At 42.8% G+C, this 20,241-nt stretch carries 19 protein-coding genes; 11 read left to right on the forward strand and 8 right to left on the reverse strand.

Annotation, left to right across the window (positions count from 1 at the left end):
* The first annotated feature begins 207 nt into the window (after positions 1–207).
* Positions 208–975 (forward strand): hypothetical protein, encoded by a 768-nt coding sequence (locus GVX98_RS15825; RefSeq protein WP_159128739.1) that lies wholly within the window; start codon positions 208–210, stop codon positions 973–975.
* Between the two features lie 59 nt (positions 976–1,034).
* Here GVX98_RS15825 and GVX98_RS15830 read toward each other — a convergent pair whose 3' ends face one another.
* Complete coding sequence (locus tag GVX98_RS15830; RefSeq protein ID WP_004691689.1) at positions 1,035–1,685, reverse strand: response regulator transcription factor; 651 nt, start codon at positions 1,683–1,685, stop codon at positions 1,035–1,037.
* Between the two features lie 377 nt (positions 1,686–2,062).
* On the opposite strand from GVX98_RS15830, the gene msuE reads away from it, so the two are divergent.
* The 5 genes from msuE to GVX98_RS15855 all read left to right on the forward strand — a co-directional run bounded on the left by msuE (position 2,063) and on the right by GVX98_RS15855 (position 5,969).
* Positions 2,063–2,791 carry an FMN reductase gene (gene msuE, locus GVX98_RS15835; protein WP_159128611.1) on the forward strand — a complete coding sequence of 243 codons (729 nt, stop codon included), beginning with the start codon at positions 2,063–2,065 and terminating at the stop codon, positions 2,789–2,791.
* A gap of 27 nt (positions 2,792–2,818) precedes the next feature.
* On the forward strand, positions 2,819–3,925 hold the full coding sequence (gene sfnG / locus GVX98_RS15840; protein ID WP_159128612.1) for a dimethylsulfone monooxygenase SfnG: 1,107 nt from the start codon (positions 2,819–2,821) through the stop codon (positions 3,923–3,925).
* Positions 3,926–4,052: 127 nt separating this feature from the next.
* On the forward strand, positions 4,053–4,463 hold the full coding sequence (locus tag GVX98_RS15845) for a DoxX-like family protein (protein ID WP_159128613.1): 411 nt from the start codon (positions 4,053–4,055) through the stop codon (positions 4,461–4,463).
* Positions 4,460–5,293 (forward strand): SDR family oxidoreductase, encoded by an 834-nt coding sequence (locus GVX98_RS15850; RefSeq protein ID WP_159128614.1) that lies wholly within the window; start codon positions 4,460–4,462, stop codon positions 5,291–5,293. Before GVX98_RS15845 ends, GVX98_RS15850 begins: the two co-directional genes overlap by 4 nt.
* 61 nt (positions 5,294–5,354) lie before the next feature.
* Positions 5,355–5,969, forward strand: coding sequence for a riboflavin synthase subunit alpha (locus tag GVX98_RS15855; protein ID WP_159128615.1), 615 nt, complete (start codon positions 5,355–5,357; stop codon positions 5,967–5,969).
* Between the two features lie 293 nt (positions 5,970–6,262).
* On the opposite strand, the gene GVX98_RS15860 is transcribed toward GVX98_RS15855, so the two are convergent.
* On the reverse strand, positions 6,263–6,970 hold the full coding sequence (locus GVX98_RS15860) for a GntR family transcriptional regulator (protein ID WP_159128616.1): 708 nt from the start codon (positions 6,968–6,970) through the stop codon (positions 6,263–6,265).
* Positions 6,971–6,993: 23 nt separating this feature from the next.
* Between GVX98_RS15860 and lhgO the strand changes: the two genes are divergently transcribed.
* A complete protein-coding gene (gene lhgO / locus GVX98_RS15865; protein ID WP_159128617.1) occupies positions 6,994–8,202 on the forward strand; it encodes an L-2-hydroxyglutarate oxidase in 1,209 nt (402 codons plus the stop codon).
* A gap of 31 nt (positions 8,203–8,233) precedes the next feature.
* Positions 8,234–9,538: an MFS transporter gene (locus GVX98_RS15870; protein ID WP_159128618.1), complete on the forward strand. Its 1,305-nt coding sequence runs from the start codon at positions 8,234–8,236 to the stop codon at positions 9,536–9,538.
* An 81-nt stretch (positions 9,539–9,619) separates the two neighbouring features.
* Here the strand turns inward: GVX98_RS15870 and acs are convergent, their stop codons facing one another.
* The gene (gene acs, locus GVX98_RS15875) at positions 9,620–11,563 is read right to left on the reverse strand and encodes an acetate--CoA ligase (protein ID WP_159128619.1); all 1,944 of its coding nucleotides are present in this window, start codon (positions 11,561–11,563) and stop codon (positions 9,620–9,622) included.
* Between the two features lie 454 nt (positions 11,564–12,017).
* Between acs and GVX98_RS15880 the strand changes: the two genes are divergently transcribed.
* Complete coding sequence (locus tag GVX98_RS15880) at positions 12,018–12,989, forward strand: mechanosensitive ion channel family protein (RefSeq protein WP_159128620.1); 972 nt, start codon at positions 12,018–12,020, stop codon at positions 12,987–12,989.
* Here GVX98_RS15880 and GVX98_RS15885 read toward each other — a convergent pair.
* From GVX98_RS15885 to prfB, 5 genes are all read right to left on the reverse strand, one after another.
* Positions 12,975–13,685: a 16S rRNA (uracil(1498)-N(3))-methyltransferase gene (locus GVX98_RS15885; protein ID WP_159128621.1), complete on the reverse strand. Its 711-nt coding sequence runs from the start codon at positions 13,683–13,685 to the stop codon at positions 12,975–12,977. The genes GVX98_RS15880 and GVX98_RS15885 overlap by 15 nt on opposite strands.
* 226 nt (positions 13,686–13,911) lie before the next feature.
* On the reverse strand, positions 13,912–15,192 hold the full coding sequence (locus GVX98_RS15890) for a 3-deoxy-D-manno-octulosonic acid transferase (protein ID WP_159128622.1): 1,281 nt from the start codon (positions 15,190–15,192) through the stop codon (positions 13,912–13,914).
* A 99-nt stretch (positions 15,193–15,291) separates the two neighbouring features.
* Entirely contained in the window at positions 15,292–16,371 is a 1,080-nt protein-coding gene (locus GVX98_RS15895; RefSeq protein WP_159128623.1) for an alkene reductase, read from the reverse strand.
* Positions 16,372–16,398: 27 nt separating this feature from the next.
* Positions 16,399–16,698 carry a helix-turn-helix transcriptional regulator gene (locus GVX98_RS15900; protein WP_004691709.1) on the reverse strand — a complete coding sequence of 100 codons (300 nt, stop codon included), beginning with the start codon at positions 16,696–16,698 and terminating at the stop codon, positions 16,399–16,401.
* A gap of 140 nt (positions 16,699–16,838) precedes the next feature.
* Positions 16,839–17,934 (reverse strand): peptide chain release factor 2 gene (gene prfB / locus GVX98_RS15905; RefSeq protein WP_155115836.1). Its coding sequence is split into 2 segments (ribosomal slippage): positions 16,839–17,861 and positions 17,863–17,934, totalling 1,095 coding nucleotides; the frame shifts between segments, so codons are not numbered across the junction.
* 483 nt (positions 17,935–18,417) lie between these two features.
* Between prfB and GVX98_RS15910 the strand changes: the two genes are divergently transcribed.
* Together GVX98_RS15910 and GVX98_RS15915 are read left to right on the forward strand one after the other, a co-directional pair.
* A complete protein-coding gene (locus GVX98_RS15910) occupies positions 18,418–19,194 on the forward strand; it encodes a putative porin (protein WP_005401517.1) in 777 nt (258 codons plus the stop codon).
* A gap of 169 nt (positions 19,195–19,363) precedes the next feature.
* The gene (locus GVX98_RS15915) at positions 19,364–20,200 is read left to right on the forward strand and encodes a putative porin (RefSeq protein ID WP_062031986.1); all 837 of its coding nucleotides are present in this window, start codon (positions 19,364–19,366) and stop codon (positions 20,198–20,200) included.
* Positions 20,201–20,241 lie beyond the last annotated feature (41 nt).

Below are 20,241 nucleotides of genomic sequence, written 5' to 3' on the forward strand. Positions count from 1 at the left end.
AGTGAACACTTGTATACTTAGTTACAATTTTTCAAGTATTTGTTTTATTTAAACTAAATATACATAAAAACACAAACTACGACTTTAGTCGTATTCATCTCCACAGGGGATTGGCAGATAACTAGGACTAAGAAAAGATCAGTTTTTCTACCTATATACCCCTTCCTTCGCTGAAGAAACTGATCATCCTTCTCTTGGAGTTTTATGATGAACATTTCTAAAGCAATGCCACATGGCTCAGATCAGTCGCAACAATTTCTACGCCAGTATAGTGCCAATGCCTTTTTACCCAGTATTGACTGGGTCGAACTCTTTAAGCAAAGTAAACTCAGCGAGACTCATGTTCAGGCCTTAGATACGCTGTATCACACCGCTATTCCCCTCGCATTACAAGTGTTTGAACAACTCGACTTTGATGTGTTTCGCCCCGCGGCTTACCAACCGCAAGGTTTAGGTCTATTTGAAAAACTTCAGCAACAAGAAGACCCATTCTTGCTGGCATTGGAAGCCGAATCCAGCGGACTCAGTGAAGATGTGCGCCATCAAATTTGGAGCATGCTCCTTCGCGGCGGTGCAGTTTTGGTGTTTAAAGCATGGCTCGGTAAAGTCAAAACCGATCAGGATCAACTCGACACCACCCAGTTTGACCAATTGTCGGATCTGCTCTTTATTAAAACACCACCGCAAGTCTTGGCGGATCGCTTAAGTATTGATGCGCAAGGAACACAAGACCATATTTTCCTCATGTATGACAACGAAATCTACTTAGACCGTTTCAACAGCTTGGAAACGGCGGCTTTATTTGTCGATCTTGGCGTGTATGATGCGGCCTTTTTAAGTCTGCGTGATGACCGTGTTGCCGCTTATTTGAAACAACAGGGCTATGTCTCTGAAGAGCAAATTGATGACTTGCAATGTGCTTTAAATCCTTTATTTTGTACCGATGTCACCAGCAAACAAAACTGCTTGGCTTAAACTCAAAAACGAAAAAAAGCGCTGATGATTCAGCGCTTTTTTTAATTCAATAGATCAGCTTACATGCGTTTTTCTTCAATATTTAAAGCATTGATCGCAAGGACCGCTTGAGTTCGGTTCTGTACTCCAAGCTTACGGAAAATCGCAGTCACGTGCGCTTTAATCGTCGCTTCTGAAACATCAAGTTCATAAGCAATCTGCTTATTCAGCAAACCTTCTGCCACCATCATCAAAACACGGAACTGCTGCGGTGTTAAGGATTGAATTCGCTCAGCCAGTGCAGTTTCATCGGCAGCACGTGGGTCAAAGTTCATGTTAGCGGGTAAATTTGGTGGCAACCAAATTTCACCATCTAAGACTTCGCGAATTGCTTCGCCAATATGACTTGGATGTGCCGACTTTGGAATATACCCCATCGCTCCATGCGCAATTGAACGCTGAATGATCGACGTCTCTTCATGCGCTGAAACGACAATGATCGGTAATGATGGATACTGGGCACGAACGTGTACCAATGCAGAAAAACCTGAAGCACCTGGTAAGTTTAAGTCCAATAGCACCAAATCAGGTTCAGGACCTTTTTCAAGGCGTTCATAAAACTCGTTTACTGCGGCTGTTTCATGAATTTGAGCTTGCGGTAAGCTATAACGAACAGCTTGGATTAACGCATGGCGAAACAGCGGATGGTCATCAACGATTAATATATTCATAAGCAACGAGAGATTTCGAGTGCACTAGTCTTGACTATTCTAACCATACAAGTGCCGATAAGGATATGCAAAGTCTAACTTTTTTTCACTTTATCACGCTTTAAGTAGGAAAATAGCCTCAATTCCAAGTCGATATTGAAATATAAATAACTAATCACATTTTGATATAAAATTTATCAGCACATCGAAAAAGGTTATTTAATTTAAATATATATAAAAAATACAACCATTTAATAAAAATTTAGATAGTCTTTTTCAGCATCAACAGATATATCTTAAAATCAGATAACTTAACGCTATTTCTTTATTTTACAGCCTTCGTTCAGATATTAGATAAATAAGCCCATTCCGAGATACAACACTTTAGGGCTTTCCTTATGTCTACTTTACTGCAAAAACCACTCAATATTGTCGCTGTGTCAGGCGGTTTAAATACCCCGTCTAAAACTGAGGCGCTAGTACAAGAAATATTAAATGAACTGGGGGAAGCAACCCCAATCCATGTACATTTCATTAAATTCAGCGAAATTGGACATCTACTCGGTGGTGCGATTTACCGCAATCAACTGCCACAACGTGTGCAAGATGACTTAGCCGCGGTCGAAGCTGCCGATGCTTTGATTGTTGGAACGCCAGTTTACCGTGCTTCATTTACTGGTTTATTCAAACACTTTTTCGACTTTGTTGAGCAAACGGCGCTGGTCGATGTACCAGTACTGCTTGCAGCCTCAGGCGGCAGTGAACGTCATGCATTGGTACTGGAACACCAACTACGCCCACTATTCAGTTTCTTCCAAGCGCAAACGTTACCCATTGGGGTCTATGCCACAGACAAAGACTTTACCCCGGCGTATACCATCCACAGTGAATTATTACGAGATCGCATTACTCTTGCTGTGGCCCGTGCTTTACCCATCTTAGAATGGGCACCTGCCAAAGGTCAGCGTGCAGAAGTGGTGAAAGAAAAGACCCAACTTGCCAATCAGAACTTGGGTATCAACACGCAAATCGAACAAGACGATGTGCTGCCTTCAGCCGCAGTTCCGAATTTAGATGTAGCCGAGTCTCGCTTGCATCAGAAAAAAGCCAAACCACAGGTCGCTTAACGCAAAAAGCATTGAGAGGGTTTTCACATGTCACAACAGAATAAAAATATTACGTTTGCTTATTGGGTTCCCAATGTCAGCGGTGGCTTAGTGGTGAGTAATATTGAGCAACGCACAGACTGGAGTTATGACTATAACGTCCGTTTAGCGCAGGCTGCGGAAAAAAATGGCTTTGACTATGCCCTGACTCAGATTCGTTTTACTGCGGGTTATAACGCAGAAAACCAACATGAGTCGGTCAGTTTTAGTCACGGTATTTTAGCCAAAACCAGCAAACTCAAAGTCATTGCCGCTATTTTACCTGGCCCGTGGAAACCCGTGCTTGCCGCAAAACAGCTTGCAACCATCGACCACTTAACCCAAGGGCGTATTGCGATTAATGTGGTTAGTGGTTGGTTTCGCGGCGAATTTGATGCCATTGGTGAACCATGGCCTGAACATGACCAACGCTATGCCCGCTCGGAAGAGTTTATTCGTGCATTAAAAGGCGTTTGGACCCAAGACAACTATAGTTTCAATGGAAAATACTACCAGTTCAAAGACTACACTTTGTCACCCAAACCTGTGCAAAAGCCGCATATTGAAATTTTCCAAGGCGGCAGTTCACGCGCTGCACGGGATATGGCTGCACGGGTTTCAGACTGGTATTTTACCAATGGCAATACCCCTGAGGAGCTCAAAAAACAGATTGATGATATTCGTGCAAAAGCCCAACAGAATGGCCATCAGGTCAAAATTGGGGTGAATGCTTTTATCATTGCCCGAGATACCGAAGAAGAAGCTAAAACGGTTCTGCAAGAAATTATTGATAAAGCCAATATTCAAGCAGTACACGCCTTTGGCGATGCCACCCGTGAAGCGGGTGCAGCAACACTGGAAGGTGAAGGCAACTGGGCCAAATCGACCTTTGAAGACTTGGTTCAATACAATGATGGCTTTAAAACCAATTTGATTGGTACACCACGCCAAATTGCGGAACGTATTGTGGAATTAAAAGCCGTTGGTGCGGATTTAATCCTTTCAGGTTTTTTACATTTTATCGAAGAGGTTGAATACTTCGGTGCCAAAGTGTTGCCATTGGTTCGTGAGTTGGAAGCTCAGCAGCAATCCGTTGAGACTGCCAAATCTGCTTAGCTCGGTAAGCAGCAGACACGAACTAAAAAATAATAATCATAGGTGACTCTATTCTTCCCTCAAGGCTCGGCTTGAGGGTTTTTTTATTGGTGTATAATCCACACAAAGTAAAAAATAACCACTTGATATGAACAACAGCCAACCTTCCAAATTCATTAATCTCTCTTTGGCCTTTTTATGGGGCTATCAAGGTTTAGTTCCTAAAATCCTTTTTATCAATCCCGATGAGATTGCCATTTGGCAAACTTTTGGGCTTTCCTACACACAGGCCCAACTGGCAGGTCAGGGCTCAGGTGTGCTTGAGTGTGTTTTTGCTTTATTTTTACTTTTTAATTCCAGTAAATATCTGCATTACCTCAGTATTTTCAGCTTAGTGTTTTTATTCGCACTGGTCGCTTTTCTGATCCCAGATAGTCTCATTCGTGCTTTTAATCCTGTGGTTATGAACCTTGCAATGATCAGTCTATCCACTTGTTATTGCATGCTTCACAGACAAAAAGCGACGTCCTTTAGTTCACAAAGTAAAGGATCCATATGAATTCAAAATCAGGTTGCATCGTCATTACAGGCAGTTCTAAAGGTATCGGCTTGGGTTTAGCTCAAGCCTTCTTGGAACAGCAACAAGCCGTCGTGATTTCTGGGCGAAATAGCACAGATTTGCAGCACACCCTGCAACAGCTACGGCATCGTTTTCCCGCTGCGCTGATTCATGCCGTCACTTGCGATGTCACGCAGATCCATGAAGTACAAACGCTTTGGGATGAAGCCATTCAACACTTTGGTGCTGTTCAGATTTGGATTAATAATGCAGGCAGTTGTACAGCGACACTAGACTTTAAAGATCTCGCAGCAGCAGACATACAGACTGTGGTTCAAACCAATATTCTAGGCAGTATGTTCGGCTCACAAGTGGCCTTAAACGGCATGCTAGCACAAGGCTATGGTCAAATTTTCAATATGGAAGGTTGGGGTACTCGAGGCGAATGGAGTGCAGGCATGACCGCCTATGCCACCACCAAACGTGCCATAGGGTACTTTAGTCAAGCCCTGTTTAAAGAAACCAAACAGACCCACATTCAAGTCGGTACACTCAGTCCCGGAATGGTAGCAACTGACCTACTGGTATCCTCTTGGCAAAATGGCAATGTTCAGTACTGGAACAAAATGAAACGGCTTTTTTTGTTTATTATCGATCCTCCTGAGGTGGTCTGCCGCTATTTGGCCCAACGTATTTTAGAGAATAAACGTCGCCATACTCGAATCGTATGGATGACGCCCTTACGGCTGTTGCTCCGATTTTTGCGGCCCTATTATTGGCGTCGAAATCCCATTAAAGATACAGCTTTAGCGCATCTCAACTCAAAATAATACCACATCAAGTTGTAGATCATTTACATTAAACATAACCCCCGAATGAGGAAGACTTCTGATGTACACAGGTATTGTACAAGGCTTAGAGAAAATTCTAGATGTCCGTCAAGGCGACGGTTTTAGCACCCTTGTGGTTTCAAATACACACAACTTTTTTCACGATGTCTTCATCGGTGCAAGTGTAGCTATCAATGGCACCTGCTTAACTGCAACGCACATCGATCTTACCGCCAATCAAGTCCATTTTGATGTCTCAGATTTGACTCGACGCCTGACCACTTTAGGCACTTTACAGGCAGGTGATGAGGTGAATATCGAACGTTCAGCCAAAGTCGGAATGGAAAATGGGGGGCATAACTTGTATGGACATATCGAAGGAACGGCTACAGTAAAGCAGCTGAGCCGTCACGGCGAGACTCTGCATGTGGATCTCCACATTCCCGAGGGTAATATCAAATACTTTTTCTTAAAAGGTTTTATTGGTCTGAATGGTTGTAGCCTCACCGTCAACCGTGTTGATCGTAACAGCCATGAAATTTCAGTTGATTTGATTCCTGAAACCTTGCGTCTAACCACATGGGCATCGGTACAAGTCGGCGATGCAGTCAATTATGAAATTGATCAGATGACACGGACGATGGTGGATACCTTAGAAAGCATCCATCAGCGTTAAACTGCGTTTTTTGACATTACAGCTGTACAAAAGCGCCTAACTCAGGCGTTTTCTGTATTTTAAAAGTATTATTTATCAAAATGATATACGTATAATTTAAATATTAAGCATCAATCAACTTACCGATACTCATCCCCCTTTTCGACTCTTCTCAGTTCAAATCTCTAAGGGTTGAGCTTCATATTTCACATCAATAATCGCTGCCAAAAACTACGACTAAAGTCGTATAAAATTTCCGCACAGGAGAGATTGTTCAAAATTTACATGTTGCATGCAACATGCTACTATCAATTTTAGATCCAGTTGAGATAGTCATTGGTACTGTAATCTGACCAGTTTTCACGTTTTTCCGATTCTTGGTTTATCAGTAGCGTAGCGGTATTGATTATGTGAGCTTTCATCAAGTTAGCAGCTTGTTGAGCATCTCCACTCACAAATGCATGATGTAACTTTAAATGGTCATCAAAGGTCTGCATACAATTTCGCGAATGCGGAATGGTTGCAGAACCCGCGATTAACACTTGGTTACGGGTATTGCTAATAATATCAATCGCTTTCTGATTGCCCACGATTTGTAATAACGCTAAATGGTAATCACGGTCAGCTTTTAGAGTCCCTGTAATGTCATTTGAGGCCGCCTTCAGTTTGAACTCCTCAAAAATAGCATTCAAATGTTCAATGTCTTGCTCTGTTCTGACCTTAGTTGCACGGTAGACCAGAGGAACCTCCAGCATCAATCGGATTTGAAAGGATTCAATCATTGTGGTGAATGTTGTCGGAATAATACGTATCCCTTTATTTTTCTCAATTTTCACAATACCAATCTTTTCAAGCATTTGTGCTGCTTCACGTACAGGTGTGCGTGAAATGCCGCCAAGCATCTGACCCAATTCTGTTGCTGAGTACAAGACATTGAACTGTAAGTGATTATTGATAATTGCATCCTGCAAAATTTCAAAAGCTTCTTCAGTTAATGTTTTTGGTTTTTGGATCAGTTTCATGAGGTTTTACAAAGGGAATCAATATGCTGAATAAACATTATGCCATCATCGGGGGGGGAATCAATGGATTGGCTGTTGCCCGCCAACTTCTGTTGGACTATCCAGATGCCCGTGTCACGGTATTTGAAAAAGAAACTGATGTTGCCATGCATCAATCTAGCCATAATTCAGGTGTAGTACATGCTGGACTATATTATGAACCAGGTGGCTTAAAAGCCCGCTTATGCCGTCGTGGTGCGACACTGGTTCAACAATACTGTACTGAAAACCAAATTCCCTATGATGAATGTGGCAAAGTCGTGGTTGCACTCTCTAAAGATGAAGAAGGTCGTCTCGATGCAATCTACAAAAAATCGATGGCCAACCAAGTTCCTGATGTCCGTATTCTGCAAGCTGGCGAAATTCAAGACGTGGAGCCGAATTGTATTGGAACCAAAGCCCTCTATTCCCCACGTACCGCAATTGTCAGCTACGGTGCAATTGCCAGAAAAATGGCAGAAGAAATTAAACAGAAAAATGGCACATTGGTATTGGGTCGAAAAGTCATTAATTTGACGGAAAAAAATAATAAAATTAGCGTACATTTTGACGATCATGAGGTCTATCCAACCCAGTTTGACTACGTCGTGACCTGTGCAGGTTTACAGTCTGACCGTCTTGCGAGCAATTCAGGCGATATTGCCACGCCAAAAATTGTCCCATTTTTTGGTCAATACTATGTGATTGATGAACAATTCAAAAATCATGTCAAAGGTCTGATTTATCCTGTACCCGATCCTAAATATCCATTTTTAGGGGTACATTTCACCAAACGAATTGATGGTCAGATGACCATTGGACCAAATGCGTTTATTTCTTTTGGCCGTGAAAACTATACCGGTAATAAATTTAACCTCACCGATATTTACGACTTCCTTACTTACAAAGGTTTTTGGAAATTCTCCTCTAAAAACATGCCCGCAGCGGTACGAGAGCTGAGAACGGTCCTTAGCCAAACCAATTTTGTCGCAGAAGCAGCTAAATATGTGCCATCTCTTGCTGACGTCTCTGTTGAACCTGCAACACGTGGCATTCGAGCTCAAGCTATGGAAGCTGATGGCTCATTGGTCGATGACTTTGTCATTCGCAAACAAGGCAATATCACCCATATTCGTAATGCCCCGTCTCCGGGTGCGACCTCCTCTTTAGCGATTGCCGAATATATTGTGCGCGAAGTCATGTCTCACCACTAATAAAAAACTGACTCTCATAAAGGAATATCAAATGAGCAATACTCATGAAACAGAATTAGAAAAAAAGAAGCGACTCAAAAAAGTAGCAACCGCAACCATTGTCGGCTCCATGTTAGAGTGGTATGACTTCTATCTGTATGCCACGATGGCCTCAATTGTCTTTGCTAAAGTGTTTTTTGACACTTCAGACCCAGGCAGTGCCAGTTTGAAAGCCTTTGCGACTTTCGCGATTGGCTTTATCGCACGCCCTCTAGGGGGGCTATTCTTTGGCTATTTTGGCGATAAATATGGTCGTAAGAAGATGCTGTTTGTCACCTTCTTGTTGATGGGATTATGTACCACGGCCATTGGTCTAATTCCTACCTATGAATCCATCGGTATCTGGGCAGCAGTGTTGTTGGTGACCTTCCGTATTATTCAGGGTCTCGGTGCAGGGGCTGAATTTGCGGGTGCAGCCATTACCTCGTATGAACATGCCTCTGAAGATAAACGCGGTAGTCAAGGTGCATGGCCTGCTCTGGGTCTAAACTTAGGTCTCCTACTCTCTTCACTTACGGTCTTCTTATTAACCTTAAATGGTGATGAGTTCTTGATTAATGGCGGCTGGCGTATTCCGTTTATTCTCAGTTTTGTGCTGGTGATTATTGGTTTATGGGTGCGTAAAAGCTTACCTGAAACCCCAGATTATGCTGAGGCACATGTCGAAAAATCTAAGGAAAATCCATTTAAACAGATCTTAAAAACCAATATGAAAGGCCTAAGCGTGGTCTTTCTGATTGCAATTGGCTATAACGCCTTGAGCTATATCTTTAAAACCTTCTCTTTGGCTTATTTAACTCAATTCCAAGGTGTTACGGCACATGTCACTTCATTATCCGTGACCATTGCCAGTTTGGTTGCGATTTTCACTGTCCCATTTTTTGGTTGGTTGTGTGACAAATGGAACAGTAGAAATGTTCTGATCTTAGGTGGTTTTCTCTCAATCCTGTTTGCCTATCCTTTTATGAAGTTACTGGAAACAGGGAACAATACTTCAATTTACATCGCTTTAGCGATTGGAACAGGTATTCTTGCTCCAATGATGTTCGCACCACAGGGATCTTTCCTCAGTCGTCAGTTTGCCGTGGAGAACCGTTCTACTGGAGTGAGTACAGGCCGCGAAATTGGAACAGCAATTGCAGGGGGCTTAGCACCTTTAGGTGCCTTGTCGTTGGTGGCGGCTTCACCAACCCATTCGACGACAGGCGTGATTCTAATTTTAGCGCTAGCAGGTTTATTTGTGGTCTTAACTGCCCTTTGCGATCAAGGCTATAAATTCTCCAAACATAAAAACTAAACACTTGAATAGCTCTTCGTTCACAAAGACAAAGCCCATGTCTAAAATTTAAGACATGGGCTTTTTGGCTGCAGCCAACATTTATCCGTTCGGATATACTTCTTTAATCAACACTTCGACCACTTGCGGTTCAGCCAGTGTCGATGTATCGCCCAAACTATCTAACTCGTTCGCCGCAATTTTTCTTAAAATACGGCGCATAATTTTACCTGAACGTGTTTTCGGTAAAGACGGTGCCCAATGTAAGGCATCTGGTGTCGCCACAGGACCCAATACCTTTCGTACCCACTGAATCAGCTCTGCACGGAGTTCTTCCGTTTGTGCAGTGCCCGCTTGTAAAGTGACAAAGGAACAAATTCCCTGCCCTTTGATCTCATGTGGCATTCCTACTACGGCAGCCTCAGCAACCGCCTCATGTGCCACCAAAGCACTTTCCACTTCGGCCGTGCCTAAGCGGTGCCCTGACACATTCAGTACATCATCCACCCGTCCTGTAATCCAGTAATAACCATCTTTATCACGGCGTGCACCATCGCCCGTGAAATACGTTCCCGGATAAGTTGCAAAATACGCTTCGATAAACCGCTCAGGATCCCCCCAAATGGTTCGCATTTGTCCCGGCCATGAATCCTTAATCACCAGATTGCCTTCAGCCTCTCCGTCTAACTCATTGCCTTCAGCATCAACCAAAGCGGGTTGAATCCCAAACAAAGGACGCGTTGCAGACCCAGGTTTAAGTGGTGTCGCACCTGGAAGTGGAGAAATCAAAATCCCGCCTGTTTCAGTTTGCCACCAAGTATCCACCACTGGGCAACGGCTTTCTCCCACTACCGTGTAGTACCAATTCCATGCTTCAGGGTTAATCGGCTCTCCGACGGAACCAATTAAACGCAAACTGCTACGGTCACTCTCACGGACAAAGGCATCCCCTTCACGCATCATGGCGCGGATCGCTGTTGGTGCTGTGTACAAAATCGTCACATTGTGTTTGTCGACAATATGTCCTGTACGTGCCCAACTTGGATACTGGGGAATCCCCTCAAACATCACTGTTGTGGTTCCATTCGACAAAGGGCCATACAGCACATAAGAATGTCCCGTAATCCAGCCCACATCGGCGGTACACCAAAATACATCATCTTGTTTTAAGTCGAATACTTCACGGAAGGTACTATTCACATAAGTTAAATAGCCCCCTGTGGTATGCAGCACACCTTTGGGCTTACCCGTTGAACCCGAGGTATATAAAATAAACAGTGGATCTTCGGCATTCATTGGTTCAGGTGGACAAATCTCATTAACGGTCATGATTTCCATGTGATACCACAAATCACGTCCTTCTTTCAGCGTAATCGGATTGCCTGTCCGGTGCACCACAATCACGTTTTGTACCGAGTCTGTCCCAGATAAATTTAATGCCGCGTCTACATTTTCTTTCAACGGAATGGGTTTCCCCCCGCGCATTCCGGAGTCTGCGGTAATCACAATTTTGGCTTGACTGTCATCAATTCGGCTCGCCAATGAATCAGGTGAAAAGCCACCAAACACCACACAATGCACGGCACCGATTCGGGCACAGGCCAACATCGAAATGGCTGCTTCTGAAATCATTGGCATATACAGCACCACACGATCACCCTTCACCACACCATGCTTTTTCAGGACATTGGCAAAACGACACACTTCGTCATACAGTTCAGCAAAGGAAATGATTTTATGGCGCGACGGATGATCGCCCTCCCAAATAATGGCGGGTTTATACGGATGCTCTTTCAAATGACGATCAAGACAGTTGGCACTTAGGTTTAACTGGCCATCGGCAAACCATTCAATTTTAAAATTATCTTTGTCATAACGGGTGTTTTTAACTTGACTAAAAGGCTTGATCCAATCGAGTTTCAAAGCTTGTTCAGCCCAATATTCGTCAGGCTGTTCTATCGACTTTTGATAACGCTCAAAATATTCTTGTTCATTGGTGCGCGCAGTTTTTTCAAATTCAGCAGGTACAGGATAGACTTCTTTCATATCATACTTCCTTATATTCTGACTCTCATCGCGAGAGTTCATGCCACAGTTATTGGTTTATTATTGGACTGCATAACCACAGTATGACGATTGTTTTTTAAACAGATCAACACGGCTTTGGTCGTATATTATTTCTACAATTTAAAACACATTTTATAGTGATCTTTCAATAACATCCTGTGTTTAATCCGTAACATGAACAAAGCTGAACTTAGTAAAGTCGCTCCAGCTAGGCTTTTTTAAGCATATTGTTACACTTCAGTCGGTACTATTTCATGCACAAGGAGCATGACTTAGTGCCTTCAATTCAAAACTAAAGCGTTTAAAAAACCTAAATATTGGTTTTTATCCGTCTATCAATCACCCAGAATGCGATAATTTCATACGTATTTCTCTATTAAACGCACACATTTTTCAGGCAAAATATGCCAAATTTTCAGCGATTGGAGCACCAGTGTCAGAACAAAATCATAGCTTGAGCGAGGTTGCTCAAGGTACGTCAGAGATGCTACATGACGCGACAGCAAAAACCACGCAAAGCGTGATTGCACATACTGCAAAATATAATGATGCCTATTCCACCATCGACAAATTTATCGATGGTTTTTGGGAGCGTATGCCTTATTTTTGTATTGCACTGATTACCTTCGTCATTTTTTATTTGCTCTCCAAACTGTTTAAGCTTTTTGTTCGTAAAGCACTCTCTGATCGTTCTTATACCAAGCAAAACCTTGTCCTAGTCCTGAATCGTGTCGGCAGTTCAGCCATCGTCTTTATTGGCTTCCTGATTGCCATGGTGATTGCAATTCCAGGTTTCACACCCGGTCAGCTGATGAGTGCTTTGGGGATTGGTTCTGTTGCCATTGGTTTTGCATTTAAAGATATCTTCCAAAACCTTCTTTCAGGAATCCTGATTTTACTGGGTGAACCATTTAAGATTGGCGACGACATCATTGTCTCGGGTATGGAAGGTAATGTTGAAGATATTCAAATTCGTGCCACTTACTTACGTGCACCAGATGGCCGTCGTATCGTGATCCCAAATGCGACTGTATATACCAGTGCGGTCACCGTCAACACGGCCTATCCACGTCGTCGCTGTGAATTCTTGGTTGGTATAGGTTATGAAGATGACATCAAAAAAGCCAAAGATATTGTACTGGGCATTTTAGACCGAGACACGACTATTTTAAGTCAGCCGGGTTTTAGTGTGAACGTCGCTGCACTTGCAGATTTTTCAGTAAATCTTAAAGTTCAATGGTGGGTCAACACCACAGAAACCACGGTATCTGGCTCGATCAGCTCAGTACAAGAATATGTGGTTCAGGCCTTTGCTGAGCAAGGGATTTCTATTCCTTACCCAGTTCAAGAAGTTCGCGTCGCAAAAAATGATAGCTACCCGACAGAAACTTCAGCTGCTAAATAAGCGTCCTAAAACATAAGGAATCGCGGTTTCAGTTCGAATAATACGGTTGCCTAAGCTCACCGCTTGGCAGCCGTTTTTTTCCAGTAGTTCAACTTCGTATGGGATAAATCCTCCTTCCGGCCCGATCACAACCGTACACGGATGCTGAATCGCAAAAGGCATTTTGGCATCGCTATAGGGATGTGCCACATAGGCAGGACAATCGGCTGAAATCAGGCTTGGCAAGTGATCTTCAACAAAAGGCTTAAAGCGTTTATAAATTTCAATTTTCGGGGCAACCGTATCACCTGCCTGCTCTAGCCCCAAAGTCACATATTGATCCAACTGTTGTAAGAACGGGGTTTGCCAATAACTTTTATCGACTCGATAGCTGTGCAACAAAATGATTTTTTCAACCCCTAAAGTCACCGCATCCATCATCAAACGACGCAGAACTTTAGGGCGTGGCATCGCGACAATTAAAGTCACGGGTAGTTTGGCTGGTACAGGTTCTTCATATAAGGGTTTTAAGCGTACAGCTGTTTCGGAAACATCAACCACTTGCGTAAGATGACGCTTTCCGTTTTGTATCCCGACTTTTAACGTATCACCGGCTTTCAGCTCTAAATGCCGATGCAAATGTTCAAGCTGACGCTTGGCGCTAATGGACCAGAGTTCAGATTCAGTTTGGCGCGGATCTAAGAGAACGATATTCATAATTTGAAAAAACTACTTTAAACTGTGCGAACTCGTGATATTCAGCAGCTTAATCACTCATAGCCACAAATAACAATATAAATTTAAAGCCCCTGTGTAGGCATGATCCTACTTTTGAAAGAGCAAAAGTAGGCAAAACTCTTTGTTAGGCTGATAGTACATCCCTATACCACAGCCTAACGGTGGCATCCCTGCCACCTCACCGTTCCTATTTTTTGTGAATAGTCTATAAATAAGCATCAATCACTTGAATATGCTTTTTCAAAGAGCCCGTATTTAACTGCATAATCTTTTGTGCCGCTTGATTCAGTGTATTCGCCTGCTCAGTATCCTCTAACAGTGTCATCAACAGCGCAGCAGCTTGTTCAGCATCATCAACAACTTTCACCGCATCGGCTTGTACAAATTCATCGACAATGGTTTGGAAATTAAAATAGTTTTTGCCCAAAACCGTCGGCACATGTAACGCAATTGGCTCTAAAATATTATGTCCGCCACCAGGTTCATTTAGTGATCCCCCGACAAAACAAGCATCAGATAAGGCATACCATAACCACATCTCCCCCATCGAATCGGCTAAATAGACTTGGGTGTCCGCCTCTATTCTTTGTCCCGTACTTCTGCGAGTGGTGTTTAAATTTAAACTTTGCGTGATGTTAAAGACCTCATCAAAACGCTCTGGATGACGCGGCACAGCAATACACAACAGTTCAGGCTGTGTATCCAAATATGGCTTAAGCGCACTTAACAGTTTTTGTTCTTCAGGTGCATGAGTACTGGCAATAGTAATGATCTTACGCCCAACGAGCGACCATTCTTTCTTGAGCTGAACTGCTTGTTTGACAAAAGATTCTGGCGCATGAATATCAAACTTAATACTCCCCACCACCTGTGTTACCGATGGCGCTGCACCGAGCTGAATAAAGCGCTCTGCAGTTGCCTGATCTTGTGCCAAGAGCTGATCTATTCCGTGTAACATCGGCTGCGTCAGGCTAGACACTTTGGCATAGCCTTTGGCTGATTTTTCAGAAAGACGTGCATTAATCAAGATACATGGCACCTGACTCTGCCCCGCTTGAGCAATTAAATTTGGCCATAGTTCCGTTTCAACCAAAGCCAAGAGTTTGGGCTGATACAATGCAAAAAACTGACGAACTAAAGGCTTTTGATCTGCAGGTAAATATACGGCTTGGAACAGGTCTAAATAAGGTGCTTTTAAAAATAGGGATTTGGCCCGCGCTTGACCCGTTTTGGTAGTATTGGTCACCAAGACTGGATGACCCGCTTTTAAATAATGCTCGATGAGAGGCTGCGCTGCATTGGTTTCGCCCACCGACACCACATGGAACCAAATCGCTTGGCGATTTTTAACCAGTTGAAATGGCCCGAAACGTTCGAGACATTCTTGTTGAAATTGTTCTGTACTCTCTGCACGTTTTTTTATTTTAGACTTATACAGCGGTTTGATCAGCGCAAGTGCTGCGTTATACCAAAAAGGAGTAGCCAAATATGTGCTCCAAAAATCAATGCAAAAATAAAACAGCGCAACTCATATTATCCCATGAATTGCGCTGTTATCTTGTCGCGAATTTAACGGAAAAGCAATTTAAACCGCAGCAGTTTCCATTTCAGCTAAAGTCGGATAATCCACATAGCCTGCCGCGACATCTGTTCCAATCATATTTTCCAGTTTCAATTCATTCAGTGGCGCATCTTGTAGTAGACGTTCATACAAGTCTGGATTGGCAATATAATCCTTACCCCAAGACACTGCATCAGCCTGACCCGATGCCAATAGATCAATCGCATCTTCACGGCTTAAACTCATATTGGCAATCAATGGCACACCACCCGAACGTTGTTTCAGGTAAGTACTAATACTGTCATCTGCCAAATATTCACGGGTAAAGAAGAAGGCAATCTGACGCTGACCCAATTGTTCCAACGCATAACCAAAGGTTTCACGTGGATCATCATCACCCATGTCATGCTCATCACCGCGTGGTGCCAAATGCACCCCAACACGACCTGCACCCCAGACTTCAATCAACACATCCACCACTTCAAGTAACAAACGCGCGCGGTTTTCTACGCTGCCACCATATTGGTCTTCACGTACATTGGTTGAGCTTTGTAAAAACTGGTCAATCAAATAACCATTGGCCGCATGCAATTCCACACCATCAAAGCCCGCAGCTTTAGCATGAATCGCAGCCTGTTTATACTGTTCAACAATGCTCTGAATTTCGGCAATCTCTAATGCACGAGGCACCACATATTCACGTTTCGGACGCAATAAGCTGACATAGCCTTTTTGTTGTACACTACTTGCTGAAACTGGGGTTTCACCATCCAATAAATCAGGATGCGATACACGACCGACATGCCACAACTGCGCCACAATTAAGCCCGCTTGGTCATGTACCGCTTGAGTCACCTGTTTCCAACCTTCAACTTGAGCCTCATTAAATAGCCCCGGTGTATTCAAGTAGCCATTGGCTTCTTCAGAAATCACGGTCGCTTCAGAAATGATCAAACCTGCACTTGCACGCTGTGCATAATACTCCGCCATCATGGCTGTTGGCACACGGTCTGCCGTTGCACGACTTCGTGTTAAAGGAGCCATAATGACACGGTTTTTTAAGTGTAGATCACCTAAAGTTAAAGAAGTATTCAGTTCAGCCATAGTCGCCTCGATCGCCACTTTTTTCAATTAAAGTGAACGTTGCAAATGTTCGATATATTGCTGAATCAACGCTTCATTGCGCGAAAAATAAGACCATTGTCCATATTTTTCCACTTGAATTAAACCGGCCTGCTGTAACACAGACAAATGGTTCGACATCGTCGATTGCGATACATTTCCCAACCGTTCGATATGACCTGCACATACGCCGCGTCTAAAGTCACCACATTCGTCACTCGATAAAAATTGTTCCGGTTTTTTTAACCATTCCAAAATTTGGCGACGCGTTGGATTAGCCAAGGCTTTAAAAATTAAATCTATATCCATACTCAAGACACGTTTAATGGGCAGCAAAGCGTTGTCAGCTTGTTTTACCTAATATATCGCATTTTTTCGATTTTAATATCGATTTTTTTAGATATATTGTAAAATAACTGATAACACTTTGCTTTCATTCATCATTTAAATTACAAACCTTGTTTTAAGCTTGCTTCAATAAACTTATCAAGGTCACCATCTAGTACTGCACCTGTGTTGGAGTTTTCAACACCTGTACGTAAGTCTTTAATACGCGAGTCATCCAACACATAAGAACGAATCTGACTGCCCCAACCAATATCCGACTTCGAGTCTTCAAGTGCTTGAGCCGCTTCGTTACGCTTGCTCATTTCCAACTCATACAACTTCGCACGTAACTGTTTCCAAGCATGGTCACGGTTGGCATGTTGTGAACGTTGGTTCTGACACGCCACCACAATGCCTGTTGGCGCGTGGGTTAAACGTACCGCAGAGTCTGTTTTGTTAATGTGCTGACCACCTGCACCCGAAGCACGGTAGGTATCGGTACGCACGTCAGATGGGTTGATATCAATTTCAATGTTGTCATCGACTTCTGGCGAGACAAACACAGCAGAGAATGAGGTATGACGGCGGTTACCCGAGTCAAATGGCGATTTACGCACTAAGCGATGCACACCCGATTCGGTACGCAACCAACCATAGGCATATTCACCTTCAACACGAATCGTTGCTGACTTAATCCCAGCCACGTCGCCGTCTGATTCTTCCATCAATTCAGCTTTAAATCCGTGACGTTCAATCCAACGCATATACATACGCAGTAGCATTGACGCCCAATCCTGCGCTTCTGTACCACCTGAACCAGCTTGAATTTCCACATAACATGGATTTGGGTCCATTGGATTACTGAACATACGGCGGAATTCAAGCTTCGCTAACTCTTCTTCTGCAGAGGTCAATTCAGCTTGGACATCAGCCAACAGACTTTCATCATCGGCTTCGACTGCCAAATCAAGCATCGCTTGCGCATCTTCAAGCTGCGTTGCCAAACCATCTAACACATTTAAGACGTTTTCAAGTTCGCCTTTTTCTTTGGCCATGGCTTGTGCACGGTTTTGATCATTCCAAATCGCTGGGTCTTCTAATTCACGGAGAACCTCTTCTAAACGCTCTTTTTTCAGATCGTAGTCAAAGATACCCCCGTAATGTGAGACCACGGTCGTTTAAGTCTTTTAATTGGTTTAGATACGGATTAATTTCCACGTGAATTACTCTCAATCAATATAAAGCGAAAAATAGCCGCTGATTATATCACAGTCGACGGCTGGGATTATTCATCTCAAATTCGACAAAATCACACCCTTCTTTCTAGAGCTTAAAACTGTTTAGCCTCCGAAAAAGTATTCACTTGAACCGCAATCAAGCTGCATTTAAATGCGAACCATCCCACAAAATACACACCTGAGAAGTGTTCTCAACAGACGAACGGACTAAACATTTTGAGTTAAAATTGATTAAAATATCGTCAAAAATTATGAAATCCACAGAATCTACACAATTTTAATAAAACAAAACATTATAAATTTATAATTTATTATCAATCATTTAAATTTAAAAAATTACATGATGTAACCTTAGATACAGAGCATTAACTTTCCTTTAGTTGACGCTTTTTTATTTTGCCCTAGACTGAAGTTGTAACAAAAAATTAATGAAATACGGGTCCACTTACGAGGGGTACATACCATGAAAAAATTAGCAATTGCTTCAGCATTACTTTCCGCTCTAGCGATCACAGGTACTGCACATGCATACCAAGCAGAGGTGGGTGCTTCAGCTGGCTTAATTGATCCAGACAACGGTAGTTCAAGCGGCTCTTTTGGCGTAGATGGCACATACTATTTCAATCCAGTTCAAACACGTAATGCGCCACTTGCAGAAGCAGCGTTCTTAGACCGTGCAAGTAACGTTAACGCAAAATACCAATACGACGAAGTCGGTGATGATGAGCGTCATCAATATGGCGTCGGTGCTGAAGTTTTCATCCCGAACTCAGACTTTTACCTAGGTGGTAAAGTGGGTCGTGATGATTATTCTTTTGACAATGGCGGTGACTTTGATACCACCGTTTATAGCGCTGAAGTCGGTTATTTACCTGCACCAGGCTTATTAATTGCTGCGGGTTTAAAAGGTTATGACAACGACTATAACGACGGTGTCGATCCAACTTTACGTGCTAAATATGTGACCACACTGAGCAATGGTAAAGACATTAACTTAGAAGCAGGCGCAGCTTTTGGTGATCTTGATGAATACAATCTTAAAGGCGATTACTTCATCGATAAAACTTTAAGCTTAGGTGCTGACTATTACAGCAATGACTTAAGTGATACTAGCGAATTTGGTATCAATGCCCGTAAATTCTTTACTCCACAAGTCAGCCTTGAAGGCCGTGTTGGCTTTGGTGAAGTTGGCAACAACGACTACAACAAATTCGGTGTAGCTGCGAAATACCGTTTCTAAGACCAGTCAATAAAACCTTACATACAAAAAGCCCATTTTCGAATGGGCTTTTTGCCCTCTCATAAAGCATTGTTATAAATAAAGATTGACTCCCTGCTACTTTTTTGTACACTTCGTTACAACTGTCATAGAACAGTCATATTTTTATAACAAAGAGAGAACCTCTAAAATGCTTAAACAACTTGCACTTACTACCGCACTTATTGCGAGCTTCGGGACTGCACATGCTTACCAAGCGGAAATCAATGCAAACTACGAAAATACAAGCTTTGATGGTGACAGTGAAGACCTTGATACTTTTGGCATCAGTGGCAAGTACTACTTAAATGGAGTGAACACTAAAAATTCGCCACTTGCAGAGGCTGCTTTTTTAAGCAAAGCAAGCAACATTGGTCTTGGTTATGCGAACTCAAGTATTGATGAAGACGGCGCCGATTTAGAAATTGACACAGTCGGTTTAAATGGTGAATTTTTCATCCCAAACTCTCAATTTTATGTTTCTGGTAGCCTCAACCGCGCTGAAGTAACGGTTGAAAGTGAATTTGGTAAAGCATCAGATGATAATGTGGGTTATGCATTAGAAGCAGGTTACCTGCCTGTCGATGGGCTACTCATTGCGGCTGGTGTAGCCAAAGAAAATCTTGATCCAATGTATGTTTCAAAAAATGGCTTCATTGATACATTCTCAAATATCTCCGCAGTAGCAGATGATACAGCTGTGACCTTACGCGCTAAATATGTGACTCAAATTGGTAACCATTTTACCAATTTTGAAGGTGCAACATACTTTGGCGATGAAACTGCTTACCGCTTAGGTGCCGATTTATATATCGATCCAACCTTAAGTGTTGGTGTTTCATTTATGGATACAACATTCGATGACTTTGACACTGTTTGGGCTGTTCGCGCGCAAAAATTCTTTACGCCTGCTATTGCTGTTGGCTTGAACTACACAACAACGGAAGATGCTGATTCATACGGTATCAATGGTACATTCCGCTTCTAATTGCAACTAAAATCTATTAAAAAAACCGCTCTATAGAGCGG

This window comes from Acinetobacter sp. 8I-beige, assembly GCF_902505955.1.
Classification (GTDB): domain Bacteria; phylum Pseudomonadota; class Gammaproteobacteria; order Pseudomonadales; family Moraxellaceae; genus Acinetobacter; species Acinetobacter johnsonii.

Excerpts from the sequence above, each read along its gene's own strand:
- GVX98_RS15825 (WP_159128739.1), top strand. The coding sequence starts at position 208 with ATGAACATTTCTAAAGCAATGCCACATGGCTCAGATCAGTCGCAACAA.
- GVX98_RS15830 (WP_004691689.1), bottom strand. The coding sequence starts at position 1,685 with ATGAATATATTAATCGTTGATGACCATCCGCTGTTTCGCCATGCGTTA.
- msuE (WP_159128611.1), top strand. The coding sequence starts at position 2,063 with ATGTCTACTTTACTGCAAAAACCACTCAATATTGTCGCTGTGTCAGGC.
- sfnG (WP_159128612.1), top strand. The coding sequence starts at position 2,819 with ATGTCACAACAGAATAAAAATATTACGTTTGCTTATTGGGTTCCCAAT.
- GVX98_RS15845 (WP_159128613.1), top strand. The coding sequence starts at position 4,053 with ATGAACAACAGCCAACCTTCCAAATTCATTAATCTCTCTTTGGCCTTT.
- GVX98_RS15850 (WP_159128614.1), top strand. The coding sequence starts at position 4,460 with ATGAATTCAAAATCAGGTTGCATCGTCATTACAGGCAGTTCTAAAGGT.
- GVX98_RS15855 (WP_159128615.1), top strand. The coding sequence starts at position 5,355 with ATGTACACAGGTATTGTACAAGGCTTAGAGAAAATTCTAGATGTCCGT.
- GVX98_RS15860 (WP_159128616.1), bottom strand. The coding sequence starts at position 6,970 with ATGAAACTGATCCAAAAACCAAAAACATTAACTGAAGAAGCTTTTGAA.
- lhgO (WP_159128617.1), top strand. The coding sequence starts at position 6,994 with ATGCTGAATAAACATTATGCCATCATCGGGGGGGGAATCAATGGATTG.
- GVX98_RS15870 (WP_159128618.1), top strand. The coding sequence starts at position 8,234 with ATGAGCAATACTCATGAAACAGAATTAGAAAAAAAGAAGCGACTCAAA.
- acs (WP_159128619.1), bottom strand. The coding sequence starts at position 11,563 with ATGAAAGAAGTCTATCCTGTACCTGCTGAATTTGAAAAAACTGCGCGC.
- GVX98_RS15885 (WP_159128621.1), bottom strand. The coding sequence starts at position 13,685 with ATGAATATCGTTCTCTTAGATCCGCGCCAAACTGAATCTGAACTCTGG.
- GVX98_RS15895 (WP_159128623.1), bottom strand. The coding sequence starts at position 16,371 with ATGGCTGAACTGAATACTTCTTTAACTTTAGGTGATCTACACTTAAAA.
- GVX98_RS15900 (WP_004691709.1), bottom strand. The coding sequence starts at position 16,698 with ATGGATATAGATTTAATTTTTAAAGCCTTGGCTAATCCAACGCGTCGC.
- GVX98_RS15910 (WP_005401517.1), top strand. The coding sequence starts at position 18,418 with ATGAAAAAATTAGCAATTGCTTCAGCATTACTTTCCGCTCTAGCGATC.
- GVX98_RS15915 (WP_062031986.1), top strand. The coding sequence starts at position 19,364 with ATGCTTAAACAACTTGCACTTACTACCGCACTTATTGCGAGCTTCGGG.